Source organism: Klebsiella sp. A52 (assembly GCF_018388785.1).
Classification (GTDB): domain Bacteria; phylum Pseudomonadota; class Gammaproteobacteria; order Enterobacterales; family Enterobacteriaceae; genus Klebsiella; species Klebsiella aerogenes.
In genome coordinates this window covers 1,144,225-1,162,590 of the sequence record NZ_CP074437.1, presented here as the reverse complement: position 1 = coordinate 1,162,590, position 18,366 = coordinate 1,144,225, and the positions used below count along the sequence as shown (strand labels likewise).

16 protein-coding genes are annotated in these 18,366 nt (G+C 56.6%); 6 read left to right on the top strand and 10 right to left on the bottom strand.

Annotated features, from left to right (window positions below):
- Positions 1-49 precede the first annotated feature (49 nt).
- The 3 genes from cpxP (at position 50) to pfkA (ending at position 2,774) form a co-directional block, all read left to right on the top strand.
- The gene (cpxP, locus tag KGA69_RS05370; protein ID WP_015368936.1) at positions 50-553 is read left to right on the top strand and encodes a cell-envelope stress modulator CpxP; all 504 of its coding nucleotides are present in this window, start codon (positions 50-52) and stop codon (positions 551-553) included.
- Between the two features lie 158 nt (positions 554-711).
- Positions 712-1,608: a CDF family cation-efflux transporter FieF gene (gene fieF, locus KGA69_RS05365; RefSeq protein WP_045395293.1), complete on the top strand. Its 897-nt coding sequence runs from the start codon at positions 712-714 to the stop codon at positions 1,606-1,608.
- Positions 1,609-1,811: 203 nt separating this feature from the next.
- On the top strand, positions 1,812-2,774 hold the full coding sequence (pfkA, locus tag KGA69_RS05360) for a 6-phosphofructokinase (protein WP_015368934.1): 963 nt from the start codon (positions 1,812-1,814) through the stop codon (positions 2,772-2,774).
- Between the two features lie 67 nt (positions 2,775-2,841).
- Here the strand turns inward: pfkA and rraA are convergent, their stop codons facing one another.
- The 7 genes from rraA to priA form a co-directional block, all read right to left on the bottom strand.
- Entirely contained in the window at positions 2,842-3,327 is a 486-nt protein-coding gene (rraA, locus tag KGA69_RS05355) for a ribonuclease E activity regulator RraA (protein ID WP_015703948.1), read from the bottom strand.
- Positions 3,328-3,419: 92 nt separating this feature from the next.
- On the bottom strand, positions 3,420-4,346 hold the full coding sequence (gene menA / locus KGA69_RS05350; protein WP_045395332.1) for a 1,4-dihydroxy-2-naphthoate polyprenyltransferase: 927 nt from the start codon (positions 4,344-4,346) through the stop codon (positions 3,420-3,422).
- Between the two features lie 67 nt (positions 4,347-4,413).
- Entirely contained in the window at positions 4,414-5,748 is a 1,335-nt protein-coding gene (gene hslU, locus KGA69_RS05345) for an HslU--HslV peptidase ATPase subunit (RefSeq protein ID WP_045395296.1), read from the bottom strand.
- Positions 5,749-5,757: 9 nt separating this feature from the next.
- The gene (gene hslV, locus KGA69_RS05340) at positions 5,758-6,288 is read right to left on the bottom strand and encodes an ATP-dependent protease subunit HslV (protein ID WP_015368930.1); all 531 of its coding nucleotides are present in this window, start codon (positions 6,286-6,288) and stop codon (positions 5,758-5,760) included.
- A gap of 91 nt (positions 6,289-6,379) precedes the next feature.
- A complete protein-coding gene (gene ftsN, locus KGA69_RS05335) occupies positions 6,380-7,348 on the bottom strand; it encodes a cell division protein FtsN (RefSeq protein WP_074165812.1) in 969 nt (322 codons plus the stop codon).
- A 93-nt stretch (positions 7,349-7,441) separates the two neighbouring features.
- Positions 7,442-8,470, bottom strand: coding sequence for a DNA-binding transcriptional regulator CytR (gene cytR / locus KGA69_RS05330; protein ID WP_015368928.1), 1,029 nt, complete (start codon positions 8,468-8,470; stop codon positions 7,442-7,444).
- Between the two features lie 149 nt (positions 8,471-8,619).
- On the bottom strand, positions 8,620-10,815 hold the full coding sequence (priA, locus tag KGA69_RS05325; RefSeq protein ID WP_063414048.1) for a primosomal protein N': 2,196 nt from the start codon (positions 10,813-10,815) through the stop codon (positions 8,620-8,622).
- 259 nt (positions 10,816-11,074) lie between these two features.
- Here priA and rpmE point away from each other — a divergent pair, with 259 nt between their 5' ends.
- Positions 11,075-11,287, top strand: a complete 213-nt coding sequence (gene rpmE / locus KGA69_RS05320; protein WP_015368925.1) for a 50S ribosomal protein L31 — start codon at positions 11,075-11,077, stop codon at positions 11,285-11,287.
- A gap of 99 nt (positions 11,288-11,386) precedes the next feature.
- Here the strand turns inward: rpmE and metJ are convergent, their stop codons facing one another.
- Positions 11,387-11,704, bottom strand: coding sequence for a met regulon transcriptional regulator MetJ (gene metJ, locus KGA69_RS05315; protein ID WP_004107547.1), 318 nt, complete (start codon positions 11,702-11,704; stop codon positions 11,387-11,389).
- Positions 11,705-11,969: 265 nt separating this feature from the next.
- On the opposite strand from metJ, the gene metB reads away from it, so the two are divergent.
- Positions 11,970-13,130 (top strand): cystathionine gamma-synthase, encoded by a 1,161-nt coding sequence (metB, locus tag KGA69_RS05310; protein WP_015368924.1) that lies wholly within the window; start codon positions 11,970-11,972, stop codon positions 13,128-13,130.
- Positions 13,131-13,132: 2 nt separating this feature from the next.
- Positions 13,133-15,565, top strand: a complete 2,433-nt coding sequence (locus KGA69_RS05305; RefSeq protein ID WP_015703951.1) for a bifunctional aspartate kinase/homoserine dehydrogenase II — start codon at positions 13,133-13,135, stop codon at positions 15,563-15,565.
- A gap of 32 nt (positions 15,566-15,597) precedes the next feature.
- Here the strand turns inward: KGA69_RS05305 and malI are convergent, their stop codons facing one another.
- Together malI and KGA69_RS05295 are read right to left on the bottom strand one after the other, a co-directional pair.
- Positions 15,598-16,614 carry a Mal regulon transcriptional regulator MalI gene (gene malI / locus KGA69_RS05300; protein ID WP_063447499.1) on the bottom strand — a complete coding sequence of 339 codons (1,017 nt, stop codon included), beginning with the start codon at positions 16,612-16,614 and terminating at the stop codon, positions 15,598-15,600.
- 91 nt (positions 16,615-16,705) lie between these two features.
- Positions 16,706-18,205, bottom strand: a complete 1,500-nt coding sequence (locus KGA69_RS05295) for a PTS transporter subunit EIIC (protein ID WP_045395302.1) — start codon at positions 18,203-18,205, stop codon at positions 16,706-16,708.
- Positions 18,206-18,366: the final 161 nt, after the last annotated feature.

Here is an 18,366-nt window from a genome sequence, read left to right as displayed (position 1 = left end):
GTAAACTGTCTCTCGTTGAATCGCGACACAAACGTTTTGGGAGTATGTGATGCGCAATGTTATCGCTGCCGTCATGGCCTCAACGCTGGCGCTAAGTGCTACTAGCCAAGCCGCTGAAGTCGTTACCGGCGTTAACTGGCTCCACGGTGAAGAGGGAGCCCAGCGCAGCGGCCAGAGCCATATGTTTGACGGCATAAGTCTAACCGAACAGCAACGACAGCAGTTACGGGATCTTATGCAACGGGCGCGCCATGACCGGCTCCCTGTTAATGTTAGCGAACTGGAGACAATGCATAGCCTTGTCACCGCAGATAAATTTGATGAAAGCGCTGTGCGCGCTCAGGCAGAAAAGATGGCGCAGGAACAGGTTGCCCGCCAGGTAGAAATGGCGAAAGTCCGCAACCAGATGTACCACCTGCTAACCCCTGAGCAGCAAGCGGTTTTAAATGCTAAGCACCAGCAGCGTATGGATCAGTTGCGTGAGGTTGCAAGGATGCAGAAAGGCTCAGCCATGATGCTTTCCAGTAGTAGCAGTACCGTGCAACCCAAGTAACAAACCCTGTTTTCCTTGCCATAGACACCATCCCTGTCTTCCCCCACATGATGTGGGGGTTTTTTTTGTCTTTTTTTCGCCTCAGCCGCCGCATGCCCGTTCATCTTCAGGGTAAAAGTTCAGGTTATACTAAGCGCATCGCCGGAAAAGGAGCGTTTATGAATCAATCTTATGGGCGGCTGGTAAGTCGCGCGGCTATTGCCGCGACGGCGATGGCCTCCGTGTTACTTTTGATCAAAATTTTTGCGTGGTGGTATACCGGTTCGGTGAGTATTCTGGCGGCGCTGGTGGATTCGCTGGTGGATATTGCCGCCTCGCTGACCAACCTGCTGGTGGTGCGTTACTCGCTACAACCCGCTGATGAAGAACATACTTTTGGCCATGGGAAAGCGGAATCGCTGGCGGCGCTGGCGCAGAGCATGTTTATCTCCGGTTCGGCATTGTTTCTGTTCCTGACCGGGATCCAGCATCTGATTCGCCCTGAACCGATGCAGGCGGCAGGCGTCGGGATGGTGGTGACGCTGATCGCCTTGATAAGCACCCTGATGCTGGTGACCTTTCAGCGCTGGGTGGTCAGAAAAACCCAGAGCCAGGCCGTGCGCGCGGATATGCTTCATTATCAGTCTGATGTTATGATGAACGGCGCTATTCTTATCGCCCTCGGCCTCTCCTGGTACGGCTGGCACCGTGCCGATGCGCTGTTTGCATTAGGGATTGGCATCTATATTTTATATAGCGCGCTGCGTATGGGTTACGACGCGGTGCAATCGTTATTAGACCGCGCGCTTCCGGATGAGGAACGTCAGGAAATCATCAGTATCGTGAACAGCTGGCCCGGCGTCAGCGGCGCGCACGATCTACGAACGCGGCAGTCAGGGCCGACTCGCTTTATTCAAATACATTTGGAAATGGAAGATAACCTCCCGCTGGTGCAGGCGCACGTGATCGCCGACCAGGTGGAGCAGGCTATTTTGCGCCGTTTCCCGGGATCGGATGTGATTATCCATCAGGATCCCTGTTCTGTGGTGCCGCCGGCGCAGCAGGGCGTTTTTTGAGCTTTCGGTTATAGTCTGTAAACTCGATGTAAAAATGTGGGGCGGGTAGGCATTTTTTGTATAAATTACCGCCATTTGGTCTGACCTGAATCAATTCAGCCAGAAGCGTTTGATATACTATTGCAATTATCGTCGTGCACTCCTGGTATGGGAGCGCTTCAGGCAACAGGATTATTTTTTGCTTCCTAAGTTCAGAGGTAGTCATGATTAAGAAAATCGGTGTGTTGACAAGTGGCGGTGATGCGCCGGGCATGAACGCAGCAATTCGCGGCGTTGTGCGCGCGGCATTAACGGAAGGTCTGGAAGTTTTTGGAATCTATGACGGTTACCTCGGCCTGTATGAAGATCGTATGGTTCAGCTTGACCGTTACAGCGTGTCAGACATGATCAACCGTGGCGGTACCTTCCTCGGCTCCGCTCGCTTCCCGGAATTCCGCGAAGAGCATATTCGCGCAGTCGCCATTGAAAATATGAAAAAGCGCGGCCTGGACGCGCTGGTTGTTATCGGCGGCGACGGTTCCTATATGGGTGCGATGCGTCTGACCGAGATGGGTTTCCCTTGCATCGGCCTGCCGGGCACCATCGACAACGACATCAAAGGTACTGACTACACCATCGGTTTCTTTACCGCGCTGAGTACCGTTGTTGAAGCTATTGACCGCCTGCGTGACACCTCCTCTTCGCACCAGCGTATCTCTGTGGTGGAAGTGATGGGCCGCTACTGTGGCGATCTGACGCTGGCGGCGGCGATTGCCGGCGGCTGTGAGTTCATCATGGTGCCGGAAGTAGAATATACCCGCGACGATCTGGTGGCTGAAATCAAAGCCGGCATCGCGAAAGGTAAGAAACACGCGATCGTGGCCATCACCGAGCACATGTGCGACGTTGACGAACTGGCTAGCTTCATTGAGAAAGAAACGGGCCGTGAAACCCGTGCGACCGTGCTGGGTCACATTCAGCGCGGCGGCTCTCCGGTTCCTTACGACCGTATTCTGGCTTCCCGCATGGGCGCATATGCTATTGAACTGCTGCTGCAGGGCTTTGGCGGCCGCTGTGTCGGTATCCAGAACGAGAAGCTGGTTCACCACGACATCATCGATGCTATCGAAAATATGAAGCGTCCGTTCAAGTCTGACTGGATGGATTGCGCGAAGAAACTGTACTAAGTTTCTCGGCATAGCAAAAAGGCCTTCTCAGTGAGAAGGCCTTTTTTATTACGGCGTAGCCGAAGCGTTATTCGATATCCAGCGCATCCTCGGAAAGGATGATACCGGTATTGTCGGCATACAGATGATCGCCGGAGAAGAAGGTGACGCCGCCGAAATTGACGCGCACGTCGCTTTCGCCGATACCTTCCCCTGCAGCGGCCACTGGAATGGCGGCTAACGCCTGGATACCGATATCTAAATCTTCCAGGTCGTCAACCTGGCGCACCGCGCCATAGACCACCAGCCCTTCCCATTCGTTTTGTACCGCCAGACGCGCCAGGTCTGCGTCAATTAACGCGCGTCGCACGGAACCGCCGCCGTCGATGAGGAGAATATGACCACGGCCATTCTGCTCGAGCAGATCGTAGAGCAACCCGTTATCCTCGAAACATTTTACCGTAATGATCTGTCCACCAAACGACGACCGCCCTCCAAAGTTGGAAAACAGCGGTTCCACGACATTGACATCTTCCTGGTAGATGTCGCAAAGCTCGGAAGTATCGTATTTCATAGGCTTAACGTTCAGTTGCTGCGAGAATTTTTAGTATATCCCGTGAACTGCATTGTTTGCAAAATCATCAATTGTTAATTGATATTTGTCAGTTATGCCGCCAGCTTACTGCCGATAATCCCGATGACAAACAGCAGGTTGGTTAATAATGCCGCTTTGACCGTGCGTTCGAGCATCGGACGCATCGCCACCGGTTCGCGCTCACGCATGACGAAACGCGCCTGCTTCACCAGTAGCGGAATGGCGAGAATAAACAGCCAGCCCCACAGGCTGCGCAGCGCCAGCAGGTTAAACAGCGCCAGGCACAGCGGAGCGCCGAGCAGCAGGACGCTGTGATAACGGCGAGCGTTAATTGGCCCCAGACGGACCGCCAACGTATTTTTACCGTTCGAACGGTCGCTATCGATATCGCGCAGGTTATTGATATTCAGCACCGCGGCGGCCAGCAGGCCACAGGCGGTAGCGGGCAGAAAAATAACCGCGTCGATGCTGTGCGCCTGTAGATACCAACTGCCGACAACGCTCAGCCAGCCGAAGAAAACCAGCACCGAGATATCGCCAAGGCCAATATAGCCGTAAGGACGCGTGCCGACGGTATAAGTGATAGCCGCGATAATCGACAACCCGCCGAGCACCATAAAGCCGATGAAGTCCGCCATTGTCTGCCAGGCGGAGAACAGCAACGCCAGGCCGGAAAGGCAAATCAGCGCTACCGTTACGATCAGCGCGCGTTTCATCTGCGATTGGGTGATGGCGCCTTTTTGCATTCCGCGCAGCGGCCCAATACGGTCAGGTTTATCGCTGCCTTTAACGGCGTCGCCATAATCATTGGCGAGATTAGATAAAATTTGCAGCAAACCGGCGGTGATGAGCGCCAGCAGCGCGACCAGCGGATCGAAGTGGCCTTGCTGCCACGCCAACGCGGTGCCGACGACGATAGCGGCGAACGCCAGAGGTAATGTTTTGGGACGCAGGCTTTCAAGCCAGGCCCTGGTGCGTGTTATCGGTTGTTCAGTCATTTCTTTCAGCCAAAAAAATGGGGCTATCATAGCCCCATCGTGTGTGATGAAAATGCATTGAACCGGATTATAGGATAAAACGGCTCAGATCTTCATCTGCCACCAGAACATCCAGGTGTTTACCGACATAATCACCGTCGATGGTCACCGTCTGGCCGTTCATTTCGCTGGCATCATAAGAGATATCTTCGATCAGACGTTCCAGCACCGTGTGCAGGCGACGCGCGCCAATGTTTTCGGTGGTTTCGTTAACCTGCCATGCGGCCTGAGCGATACGCTTGATACCATCTTCGGTGAATTCGATATTCACGCCTTCGGTGGCCATCAGCGCTTTGTACTGCACGGTGATGGAAGCATTCGGCTCGGTCAGAATACGTTCGAAATCATGGGTGGTCAGCGCTTTCAGCTCAACGCGGATCGGCAGACGGCCCTGCAGTTCCGGGATCAGATCGGATGGGCTGGCGACCTGGAACGCGCCGGAGGCGATAAACAGAATGTGATCGGTTTTCACCATCCCGTGTTTAGTGGAGACGGTGCAGCCTTCAACCAGCGGCAGCAGGTCGCGCTGAACGCCTTCACGAGACACATCCGGGCCGGAGGAGTTGCCGCCGCGCTTACAGATCTTGTCGATTTCGTCGATAAACACGATACCGTGCTGTTCAACGGCGTCGATAGCTTCTTGCTTCAGCTCTTCCGGGTTAACCAGCTTCGCCGCTTCTTCTTCGATAAGCAGCTTCATCGCGTCTTTGATTTTCAGCTTACGCGGTTTCTGTTTCTGGCCGCCCAGGTTCTGGAACATGGACTGCAGCTGGCTGGTCATCTCTTCCATGCCCGGAGGGGACATGATTTCAACGCCCATTGGCGCCGCGGCGAGGTCGATTTCGATCTCTTTGTCGTCAAGCTGGCCTTCGCGCAATTTCTTGCGGAATGCCTGACGCGCAGCTGAAGGCTCCTGCGGCTGTTCAGCCTGGCCCCAGTTGTTTTTCGCCGGGGGGATCAGCACGTCGAGGATACGCTCTTCGGCCATTTCTTCGGCGCGATAGCGGTTTTTATCGATGGACTGCATGCGGACCATTTTGATCGCGGCGTCGGTCAGATCGCGGATGATAGAGTCCACTTCTTTACCAACATAGCCCACTTCGGTGAACTTGGTCGCTTCAACTTTGATGAACGGCGCGTTGGCCAGTTTCGCCAGACGACGGGCGATTTCGGTTTTACCGACGCCGGTCGGGCCAATCATCAGAATGTTTTTCGGTGTGACTTCATGACGCAGCTCTTCATTAAGCTGCATACGGCGCCAGCGGTTACGCAGGGCGATAGCAACAGAACGCTTGGCTGCGTCCTGGCCGATAATATGTTTGTCCAGTTCGCTGACAATTTCGCGTGGGGTCATTTCAGACATGGGAGATCCTTACGCTTTAGAAGGTAATTCTTCGATGGTGTGGAAGTGGTTGGTATAGATGCAGATATCCCCTGCAATATCCAACGCTTTCTCGGCGATGTCGCGAGCGCCCATTTCGGTGTTTTCCAGCAGCGCGCGAGCGGCGGCCTGGGCATATGGCCCGCCGGAGCCAATCGCAATCAAATCGTTTTCTGGCTGAACCACGTCACCGTTACCGGTGATGATAAGCGACGCGTTTTCGTCAGCGACGGCGAGCAGCGCTTCCAGCTTGCGCAGCATGCGGTCGGTACGCCAGTCTTTCGCCAGCTCAACGGCGGCTTTCACCAGATGGCCCTGATGCATCTCCAGCTTACGTTCGAAAAGTTCGAACAGGGTGAAGGCGTCAGCGGTGCCGCCAGCGAAACCAGCGATCACTTTGTCGTTGTACAGACGACGCACTTTCTTCACGTTGCCTTTCATCACGGTGTTGCCCAGCGTGGCCTGGCCATCACCGGCGATAACGACATGGCCGTTACGGCGAACACTAACTATTGTTGTCACGAGCAGACCCCTTGGTTGCAAAAGCGGAATAGGGGCCCCGCGCGTTACGCGGGGCAGAATGCAATTATAGATGGGGGGGATTTTTGGGGTTTCAACCCCTGGCGGCGAGACGGATGCAGTTTGCGTGTCCGGCCATCTTGAGACGGTTGATCATATCGTTGGCGTTCTCTTTGCCTTTCAGCGGCCCAATCACCACCCGATTCCAGCCGTTATTGGTGGTGATGTGCGAAGCAAAGCCCTCAAAGGCCAACTGAGCGCGCACGGTTTCGGCCTGCTCGGCGCCTTTAAAGGAACCACACTGAACCATCCAGCTGCGATCGTCTTTCTTCTCGGCGGCTGCGGCTTTCGGCGCTTCTTCCACACGGGCGACCGGCGCGGCGGCCTGGGTTTTCGGCTGCGCGGTGGTGTTATGCGCCGGCGTCTGCAGCAGATCCTGATACGGCTGCTGGTTAGACGCGGTTTGCTTCGGCTGCTGTTGCTGCACCGGCTTCGGCTGCTGGACGCGCGGCTGTTGCTGCGCGGTCTGCTGCTGAGTCTGCGCCCACTGTTGCTGCTGCGCCTGCTGCTGTTGTTGTGCCAGACGTTGACGCTGCAGCGTCTGCTGACGTTGCGCCGGCGTTTGTTCGTTCCACGGCACTTCGGTCAGCTGCGTGGGCTGCTGACGCATATCCGCCTGCATCTGCGCCAACAGTTGGCGCTGCTCGTCGGTTAGCTGCTCGGGTTTCATCACTTCGCCGCCAGCGGTCGGCTCAGTCGGCGCGCGAACGCCCGGCTGGCGGCTTTCCAGCTCTTTAATATAGCGCCAGCGCTCTTCCGGCTTCGGCGGAAGACCGTTGCCTGCCGCCTGGCGGTTTTGCAGCGCTTCCGCTTCTTCTTTCTTGTGATGGGTAATGAAATACAGACCACCGATAAAGGCCACCAGCACGGCCGCCGCGATCGCAACCATAGTCGGTGAAATCGCCGGAAGGCTACTTTGCTTGTTCCTTGAGCTTCGGGGGCTGCTCTTTTTGCGCCGCGAAGGAGCCGGTTGGCTGCGGCGTACATAATCTCGTTGTGCCACTATCGTTTCGCTGTCTTATATTCGTTCGTCAGCCCGCCATGTTACTTAAGCGGCGGGCCTTTGACCAGAAGAGCAGGCCCGAAAGCCTGATGGTTATCGTCTGATTTTTTGCGTACTGCCGCGAACGATCAGTTCGCAATCGAGCAGACGCGAGCCGCTGTTGACGTTACGGCCCTGCATTTGCTCGAGTAGAAGCAGCATTCCTTCACGGCCGATATCAAAACGCGGCTGTGAAACGGTGGTTAACGGCGGATCGCAAAATTCAGACAACGCGATGTTATCAAACCCAACAATCGATAAATCCTCCGGCACCCTCAGGCCGCGGCGTTTGGCCAGCGACAACGCGCCCAGCGCCATGACGTCGCTATGGCAAAAGACCGCGGTCGGCGGCACCGGCTGCGCCAGCAGTTGCTCCAGCGCGTTGGCACCGGCTTCAAAGGTAAAGTTGCCGCGGGCGATGTAGTGCGGATCGACGGTGATACCGCTGCGGCGCAGCGCCTGAACGTATCCCTGCAGCCGGTAATGGCACAGCGGCATATCCTCCGGCCCGGCGATACAGCCGATACGTTGATGCCCCAGTTCGTGGAGATAATTGACGGCATTAAACGCGGCGGTCAGGTTATCGATATGCACGGTAGGGAGCTCCAGCTCCGGCGCGAACTCGTTCGACATGACCATCGGCGGCAAATTACGCTGCTCTTCGACGCTGGCGTCGAACGGCAGGCGCGAGCTCAGCAGCACCATACCGTCAATTTGTTTGGTGATAATGAGATCAATAAAGGTTTTTTCTTTCTGATTCTGATGGGCGCAATCGCCGATCAGCACCAGATAGCCTTCGTCGGCGGCAGTCACTTCAATACCGCGAATCACCTCACTGAAGAAGGGATCGCAAATATCCGGCACGATCACAAGGATCGTCCGCGACTCATTGCGTTTCATGTTACGCCCGAGCGACTGCGGTAAATAGCCGACTTCCTGCGCCGCCTGCTCCACCCGACTACGGGTTGCCTGCGACACTTTGTCGGGATTCATTAGCGCACGGGATACGGTTGCCGTTGAAACGTTTGCCTTCAGGGCGACGTCTTTCATGGTGGCGGCAACCATTTGTTTTTTGGGCTTCACCTGGTTTCTCCTCGCTGACTGCGCAGACACATCCCTTGCGTGCTGACATCAGCAACATTTTTAACAGATAGTACAGCCTGAGAGTTACAGAATTTTCATGAAAAACGTGACGGTTGTTGAATTTTTCGATCCGCCTCGCAAGAGAAGCGTTAGCCTTCAATAGGATCGACATCCAGTACCCACTTCACTTTACGCGCTTCCGGCAGGGTGTTTATCAACGCCAGCGTACCGCTGACGATATGCTGTAGACGTATGCGGGAAGGGTGCTGGAGTAGAATTTGCCAGCGCCAGCGCCCGCCGCGCTTCGGCGCCAGCGCGGGAACCGGGCCGAGTACCCACAGTTTATCATCAGCCAGCGGGCTGGCCTGCAGCAGGTTACGTAGCTGCTGTAAAAACAGCGGCGCCTGCTGGTTATTATGGTCTTCGGCGCGGATCAGAACGTGGCTGGTCCACGGCGGTAGCTGCATGGTTTGCCGCTCCGCCAGCGCCTGCTCGGCAAACGCATCGTAGCCTTTATAGAGCAGGGTCTGCAGCAGCGGGTGTTCCGGATGGTGGGTTTGCAGGATCACTTCACCTTGTTTGCCCGCGCGTCCGGCGCGGCCGGAGACCTGGGTATAGAGCTGGGCAAAACGCTCCGCCGAGCGGAAGTCGGCGGAAAACAGCGCGCCATCGACATCCAGCAGCGACACCAGGGTGACGTCCGGGAAATGATGTCCCTTAGCCAGCATTTGGGTACCAATCAGAATGCGCGCGCCGCCGCGATGGACGTCGGCAAGATATTGCTCCAGCGCCCCTTTACGGCTGGTGGTATCGCGGTCGATACGTGAGATTGGTACATCAGGGAACATCGGCGCCAGAGCCTGCTCCAGCTGTTCAGTCCCGAGACCCACTGGCACCAGGTGCGTCGACCCGCAGGAAGGACATTGGCGCGGAATGGGGCGCTGGCTGTCGCAGTGGTGGCAACGCAGATGATGCTGCGCCTGATGCAGGGTGTAGTAACTATCGCAGCGCGGGCACTCCGCTATCCAGCCGCAGTCGTGGCACAGCAGCGCCGGGGCGAAACCGCGGCGGTTCAAAAACAGGATCACCTGATTGTCGGCCTGCAGATGCTGTCGCATGCGGTTAATCAGCGCAGGCGATAGGCCCGCCTGCAACTGCTGGCCTTTTAAATCCAGCACGTGCTGCTGCGCCGGGCGGGCGTTGCCCGCGCGTTTGGTCAGCTTTAACTCCCGGTACTTGCGCTGGCGCACGTTATAGAGCGTCTCCAGCGCCGGGGTCGCCGAGCCGAGGATAATCGGAATCTGTTCGCTATGGGCGCGCCATACCGCCAGGTCGCGAGCGTGATAACGCCAGCCTTCCTGTTGTTTATAGGAGCTATCATGTTCTTCGTCGATGACAATAACGCCGAGGTCTTTAAACGGCGTAAACAGCGACGAGCGGGTGCCGATAACGATCGCCGCTTCGCCATTTTTCGCCTTTAACCATGATGCGAGGCGCTCGCTGTCGTTGAGACCCGAATGCAGCACCTCCACCGGGGCGTTAAAACGCTGGCGGAAGCGGGCGATGGTCTGCGGCGTCAGGCCGATTTCCGGTACCATCACCAGCGCCTGTCGACCCTGCGCCAGCACGTTCTCCAGTACGCTAAGATAGACTTCCGTTTTCCCTGAGCCGGTAATACCCGCCAGCAGCCAGGCGGAAAAACGGTCCGAGGCGCTATGAATTGCCCCGACGGCGGTCGCCTGCTCGGTATTCAGACGCAGCCGTTCGCCGGGCACAGCGAAGCTGGTCCGCCAATCGCTAATGGCTGGGGATTCGCTGGCCAATTCCGCCAGCCCTTTGCCGCGCAGCGCCTGTAGCGCTGCGTCATTGAATTCAAGTTCTGCGACCTGATAGCGCCAGATCTTGCCCTGGCGCAGCGCCGCCAGCGCCTGCTGCTGCTTCGGCGAGCGTTTAAGGCTATTGATATCCAGCGCTTGTCCCTGTTCCGTCGCAAACCAGTACCACATTGGCGCGGCGCTGGCCGGTTTGCCCTGGCGCAGCATAATCGGCAGCGCGTGGAACAGCACGTCGCCGATGGGGTGGTGATAGTAATCCGCGGCCCATAGCAGCATGCGCCAGACGGTAGAGGAGAATACCGGTTCGCTATCCAGCGCTTCGGCGACCGGTTTGAGTTCCGCGAGCGGGAGTTCGCTACGCTCGCTGACCGACACCACGATACCGATCCGCTCCTGTTTGCCGAACGGCACGCGTACGCGACAGCCCGCCTTGACCGGGATGCCTTCAGGCAACAAATAGTCAAAGGTGCGGGGCAGCGGAACGGGCAGGGCGACATGAGCGACGGACATGGAATCTTCCTGACTTGAAATCTGGCGGGTTAGTATACACATTACCGAAGGCGGCGCGGATAAGTTTGCATCTGCTGGTCAAATTCTGTATGATTCGCCGCCTTTGGTGCGCTTTATGCCGCATCAAACTCCCAAAACCCGGGAAATTCGCTAAGCCGGTTTACGCCAGCTGTGCGAAGGTCGTCGGGAAATTATTAATATCGCGTGGTGTCTGGCGTTAGGGCTGGAAGAGCGACGCGGCCTTAACTGAGGTTCTCCCATGAAAAAAGGTATTCACCCAAATTACGACGAAATTACTGCTACCTGTTCTTGCGGTAATGTCATGAAAATCCGTTCCACCGTTGGTCACGACCTGAACCTCGACGTGTGCGGTAAATGCCACCCGTTCTACACCGGCAAACAGCGTGATGTTGCTACCGGTGGCCGTGTTGACCGCTTCAACAAGCGCTTCAGCATCCCGGGCAGCAAGTAAGTTGCCAGAAAGAGCCGCCTCAGGGCGGCTTTTTTGTATCCTTCGTCTGGCAACGCGAGGAATAAAAAAGCGGAAGATATCTTCCGCTTTTTTTATGTCTTAGTATTCCCACGTATCCGGGTCGATGCCCAGTTCACGCATAATCTCTTTCGCCGCTTCCGGGATTTCATCGCTGCGCTCTTTACGCAGGTCTTCATCGTTAGGTAACGGTTGACCGGTAAAGGCATGCAGGAACGCCTCGCACAGCAGTTCGCTATTCGTGGCGTGACGCAGGTTGTTCACCTGACGACGCGTGCGTTCATCGGTGAGGATCTTTAACACCTTCAGAGGAATGGAAACCGTAATTTTTTTTACTTGCTCACTCTTCTTACCGTGCTCAGCGTATGGGCTGATATATTCGCCGCTCCATTCAGCCATGAGATACCTTAATCCTCTGTTTATTAGTTAAGGGCCAGAACATTACGCCCGGCCATAATTGCGCGTAGTTTACCGTATGAGCGTGCTTTCTGACATGAGATAAGCCGCCGCCGACGTGCGCTAATGCATATAATTTTAACGGCTATTTGTCTTTTGCTCAATCTATACGCAAAGAAGTTTAGATGTCCAGATGTATTGACGTCTATTGTGACAATGATTACTCTGAGGCCTGACTTCTCACCGAACAGCCCAGGAACTGTCCAACATGACGCGTAAACAGGCCACCATTGCAGTGCGTAGCGGTTTAAATGACGACGAACAGTACGGTTGCGTTGTCCCGCCGATCCACCTCTCCAGCACCTATAATTTCACCGGTTTCAATGAACCTCGCGCCCACGATTATTCCCGTCGCGGCAACCCGACTCGCGATGTCGTACAGCGCGCGCTGGCGGAACTGGAAGGCGGCGCGGGCGCGGTACTGACCAATACCGGAATGTCGGCTATTCTGCTGGTGACCACGGTGTTCCTGAAACCGGGCGATCTGCTGGTGGCGCCGCACGACTGTTATGGCGGCAGCTATCGTCTGTTTGACAGCCTGGCGAAACGCGGCTGCTATCGCGTGCGCTTTGTCGATCAAAGCGATGAACAGGCATTACGTGAAGCGCTAGCGGAACAACCGAAGCTGGTGCTGGTCGAAAGCCCGAGCAACCCATTGCTGCGGGTGGTCGATATTGCGAAAATCTGCGGGCTGGCGCGTGAAGCCGGCGCGGTGAGCGTGGTGGATAACACCTTCCTGAGCCCGGCGTTGCAAAATCCGCTGGCGCTGGGCGCCGATCTGGTGTTGCATTCGTGCACCAAATATCTCAACGGCCACTCTGATGTGGTCGCCGGGGTGGTGATTGCCAAAGATCCTGAAACTGTCACCGAACTGGCATGGTGGGCGAATAATATCGGCGTCACCGGCGGGGCGTTTGATAGCTATCTGTTATTGCGTGGTTTGCGTACCCTTTCTCCGCGAATGGAAGTGGCGCAGCGCAACGCGCAGGCGATAGTCGACTATCTGAAAACCCAGCCGCTGGTGAAAAAGCTGTATCATCCGTCCCTGCCGGAAAACCAGGGGCATGAGATTGCGGCGCGTCAGCAAAAAGGTTTTGGGGCGATGCTAAGCTTCGAGCTCGATGGCGATGAGCAGACGCTGCGTCGCTTCTTGAGCGGTTTATCGCTATTTACGCTGGCGGAATCGTTGGGGGGCGTTGAGAGCCTGATTTCCCATGCGGCGACGATGACGCATGCGGGCATGGCGCCGGAAGCGCGTGCGGCGGCAGGGATCTCGGAAACGCTCCTGCGTATTTCGACCGGTATTGAAGATGGTGAAGATTTAATTGCCGACCTGGAAAATGGCTTCCGGGCAGCAAACGAGGAATAAAGATGAGTGTGATTGCGCAGGCAGGGGCGAAGGGTCGTCAGCTGCACAAATTTGGTGGGAGTAGTTTAGCGGATGCGAAATGTTACCTGCGCGTCGCCGGGATCATGACCGACTATGCGCAGGCAGGCGATATGATGGTCGTCTCTGCCGCCGGTAGCACCACCAACCAGCTGATTAGCTGGCTGCAGCTAAGCCAGACCGATCGTCTTTCTGCGCATCAGGTGCAACAAGCGCTGCGTCGCTATCAAATGGATCTGATCGCCAGCCTGTTGCCGGCGGACGCCGCTGACGCGCTGATCGCGACGTTTATTCACGATCTTGAACGTCTGGCGGGCCTGCTGGATAGCGGCATCACCGATGCGGTATATGCTGAAGTCGTCGGCCACGGCGAAGTGTGGTCCGCGCGCCTGATGGCGGCGGTACTGAATCACCTTGGCGTTGAAGCCGCCTGGCTGGACGCGCGCGCCTTCCTGCGCGCGGAACGCGCCGCGCAGCCGCAGGTTGATGAAGGCTTGTCCTACCCGTTGTTACAACAGTTGATGGCGCAGCACCCCAACAAAAGGCTGGTGGTGACCGGCTTTATCGCTCGCAACAATGCCGGAGAAACCGTGCTGCTGGGCCGTAACGGTTCCGACTACTCCGCCACCCAAATTGGCGCGCTGGCCGGCGTTTCCCGCGTCACCATCTGGAGCGATGTGGCCGGGGTCTATAGCGCCGACCCGCGTAAAGTGAAAGATGCGTGCCTGCTGCCGCTGCTGCGCCTTGATGAGGCCAGCGAGCTGGCTCGCCTGGCGGCGCCGGTGCTGCACGCGCGTACGCTACAGCCGGTTTCCGGCAGCGATATCGATTTACAGCTGCGCTGCAGCTATACCCCGGACCAGGGTTCGACGCGCATTGAGCGCGTGCTGGCATCCGGCACCGGCGCGCGTATTGTCACCAGTCACGACGACGTCTGCCTGATTGAATTCCAGGTGCCGGCTGGTCAGGATTTCAAGTTGGCGCATAAAGAGCTGGATCAGATTTTCAAACGCGCGCAGCTGCGCCCGCTAGCGGTGGGCGTGCATGCCGACCGTAAGCTGCTGCAGTTCTGTTACACCTCTGAAGTGGCCGACAGCGCGCTGAAGCTGCTGGACGAGGCGGGCCTGCCGGGCGAGCTGCGTCTGCGCCAGAAGCTGGCGCTGGTGGCGATGGTCGGCGCGGGCGTGACCCGCAATCCGCTGCATTGCCACCGTTTCTGGCAGCAGTTGAAAGGGCAGCCAGTAGAGTTTACCTGGCAATCGGAAGAGGGCATCAGCCTGGTGGCGGTGCTGCGCGCCGGCCCAACCGAGAGCCTGATTCAGGGGCTGCATCATTCCGTGTTCCGCGCTGAGAAACGCATCGGTCTGGTGCTGTTTGGCAAAGGTAATATCGGCTCCCGCTGGCTGGAGTTGTTCGCTCGCGAGCAGAGCACGCTTTCCGCCCGCACCGGCTTTGAGTTCCTGCTGGCTGGGGTGGTGGATAGCCGCCGTAGCCTGCTGAACTATGAAGGTCTGGATGCCAGTCGCGCATTGGCATTCTTTGAAGATGAAGCGGTTGAGCAGGATGAAGAATCGCTATTCCTGTGGATGCGCGCGCACCCTTATGATGATTTAGTGGTGCTGGACGTGACCGCCAGCGAACAGCTGGCCGATCAGTATCTGGATTTCGCCAGCCACGGTTTTCACGTGATCAGCGCCAATAAGCTGGCGGGCGCCAGCAGCAGCGATAAATATCGCCAGATCCACGACGCCTTCGAAAAGACCGGACGTCACTGGCTGTATAACGCCACCGTCGGCGCAGGCTTGCCGGTTAACCATACGGTGCGCGATCTCATCGACAGCGGCGATACCATCCTGGGGCTGAGCGGTATCTTCTCCGGTACGCTCTCCTGGCTGTTCTTGCAGTTTGATGGCACGGTGCCTTTTACCGAACTGGTGGATCAGGCCTGGCAACAAGGGCTGACAGAACCGGACCCGCGCGTTGACCTGTCGGGTAAAGACGTGATGCGCAAGCTGGTGATCCTGGCGCGCGAAGCTGGTTACAATATCGAGCCGGATCAGGTGCGCGTGGAATCGCTGGTTCCGGCGCATTGCGAAGAGGGCTCGGTTGACCACTTCTTTGAGAACGGCGAAGAGCTGAATGAACAGATGCTGCAGCGCCTTGAAGCCGCCCGTGAAATGGGGCTGGTGTTGCGTTACGTGGCGCGTTTTGATGCCAACGGTAAAGCGCGCGTCGGAGTAGAAGCGGTGCGTCAGGAACATCCGCTGGCGGCGCTGCTGCCGTGCGATAACGTCTTCGCTATCGAGAGTCGCTGGTACCGCGATAACCCAATGGTGATCCGCGGGCCAGGCGCGGGTCGCGATGTCACCGCCGGGGCTATTCAGTCAGATATTAACCGCCTGGCGCAGCTGCTGTAATCTCTCAAGCCGGCCCGCCGGGCCGGCCTTCATTATGCGGACTCACGCGCGACGAGCTGCCCGGAGAGGGTGATATGCTGCGTCGGCAGCGTGGGTTCTTTGATCTTGCGGATAATTAACGCGGCAGCCTGACGGCCGGTCTCTTCGCTGGCGGAAGAGACATAGGTAAAGGACGGCGAGGTCAAATTCACATGCATCATATCTTCGAAGCCCACCAGCGCCACTTGTTGGGTAAGAAAGACATCTTTGCCCACCGTCCGTCCCACCTGATGAATGCCGTTAAGACAGCCAATCATCGCGTCCGGCGAATGGCAGAGCAGCGCGGTAATCGCGTTGTTCTGTTCCAGTAGCTGACGGGTGGCGATACTGGCGGCCTGGGTGTTGTCGTGGCAGGCAGGCGCAAACTCTTCGCGCACCGTCATGCCGTTTTTCTCCAGCGTGCTGTAAAAGCCGAGCAATCGCTGCTGGCGAATGAGATCGTTTTCCTGACCACCGATATAGGCAATGTAGCGATGGCCGCGCTCGATCAGATAACGCGCGGCGATGCTGGCGGCCTGACGGTTATCGCGGACCACGCGATCGCGGTTGTCGATTAACGGCGTTTGCGAGACGGCCACCAGCGGTAGCGGGCACCGCAGCAGCGCTGCTGGCAGCGTATTGCTGGTGGTATCGGCATCAAGATAAATCACGCCGGCGACGCCCTGTTGTTTAAACGACAGCAGGCAGCGATCCAGATAGTCGCTATCGTTAAGCGGCTGGCCGAGAAATACCATATAGCCCTGTTTCTCCAGTTCCTGCACGATGTTGGCCATCACTTTGATGGAAAAACTGTCGTTGAAGTCGCGAAGAATCAGGCCGATTAGATTGGTGGTGTTGGCGCGAAGGTTGGCGGCGGCGACGTTATGCACATAGCCGAGCTCCTGGATGGCAGCATTGACTTTTTCGATGGTGGCGTCGGAAATTTTTCCCTTCTGACGTAATACCAGCGAGACCGTAGAAACGGAAACGCCGGCCAGTTTCGCCACATCTATAATGCTGACTTTCTTCAAAATCGCTCCATGAAAACTGTTGTATGACAGTCAGATAGCAGAAGATCGCTTCTCTGAGACAAGCGATCTTCCACACCATAACATCTTCTGGTTATTTGCCAATCATCCCCGACATGGTTTGAGCGATAAATTGCGCCCTGGCGCCAAAAATTATCTGGATACCGTTATCACCGACGAAGACTACGCCGCGCGCGCCGATACTGTTGAGGCCGTCTTTATCTACCGCATCGCGTTCGGCAACCTCCAGACGCAGACGGGTGATGCAGGCGCCCACCGAGTCAATATTCTGTGAACCGCCGAGTAAGCTGACAATTTCAGTTGCCAGTTCGGCGTCGGTTTTATCATTGGCCGTTACGGTGATATCGGTACGTCCCGGCGTTTTCACATCGAAGCGGCGGATCACGAAACGGAAGGTGAAATAATAAATCAGCGCCATCGGCACGCCAACAATCACCGCGCTGAGGAAGTTTGTCTGATAGCCGTTCATGGAAGGCAGAATACCGAAGGAGATATAGTCGATAAGTCCGGCGGAGAACGATTTGGCAATATGCGCGTGCAGCAGGTACATGGTCATGTACGAGAGCCCCGCCATAATGGCGTTAAAGACGTACAGAATCGGCGCCACGAAGATAAAGGTGAATTCGACGGGTTCGGTGATGCCGGTCAGGAAGCAGGTCAGCGCGGCGGAGAACAGAATACCGGCCGCGATTTTTTTATTTTTAGTGTGCGCTTCGTGATACATCGCCAGACAGGCGGCCGGCAGAGCGAACAACATCAGCGGGAATTCACCCTGCATAAATTTGCCCGCGTTTTGATAGCTATCGGTGCTAAAGGATTTCACCCCTTCTTCCAGCATTTTAAACCAGATGGTCTGGTCGCCGTGGATCATCTGGCCCGCCTGAGTGGTGTAATCGCCGAAGGAGTACCAGAAGGAAGGGTACCAGATGTGGTGCAGGCCAAGCGGGATCAGCGCGCGTTCAACGAGGCCGAAAATAAAGGTGGAGGCGGCCTGGTTATCGCCGTTAATCACCATCGACAAGGAATCAATACCGGCCTGGATATGCTGCCAGATGTAAGGTAGCAACAGGCCGAGGATGAACGACAGGAAGGCGGTGGCGATCGCCACAAAACGCTTACCGGAAAAGAAACCGAGGAATTCCGGCAATTGCAGCGTGTGAAAGCGGTTGTAGCACCAGGCGGCGAGTATCCCGCAGATAAGCCCGCCGAAAACCCCCATCTGTAACGTCGGGATGCCGACCACCATCGCGTATTTGCCGCCCTGTGCGGCCATTTCCGGCGTAATGCCGAGTACGGTACCGATGGTGATGTTGGTGACGAAGACCGAGACCGCTGCCGATAGCGCGGCGATGCCGGATTCCGACGCGAGGCCGACCGCGGAGCCGATAGCGAAGAGCATCGGCAGGTTATCGAAAATAATACCGCCGGCATTCATCATCAGCGGTAAATGGAATTTATCCCCGAAGGCCAACAACAGGCCGGCGGCCGGGAGGAGCGAAATCGGCAGCATCAAGGCGCGGCCGATCATCGACAGTTTTGATAATGATTTTATGAACCCTGACCACAGACTCATGCTGATTACCCCGAATAGATATTATTGGCGAAAACGTGTTAAGTAGAACGTTCTAGTAGAACGTTCTACTCACTGTGGATCAAGGTTGACGTTGCTGCAATAGTAATCGGCGTGCCAGGGGGGGATATGTGCGATTTTTTGAACTACTTCAAATTACGCTG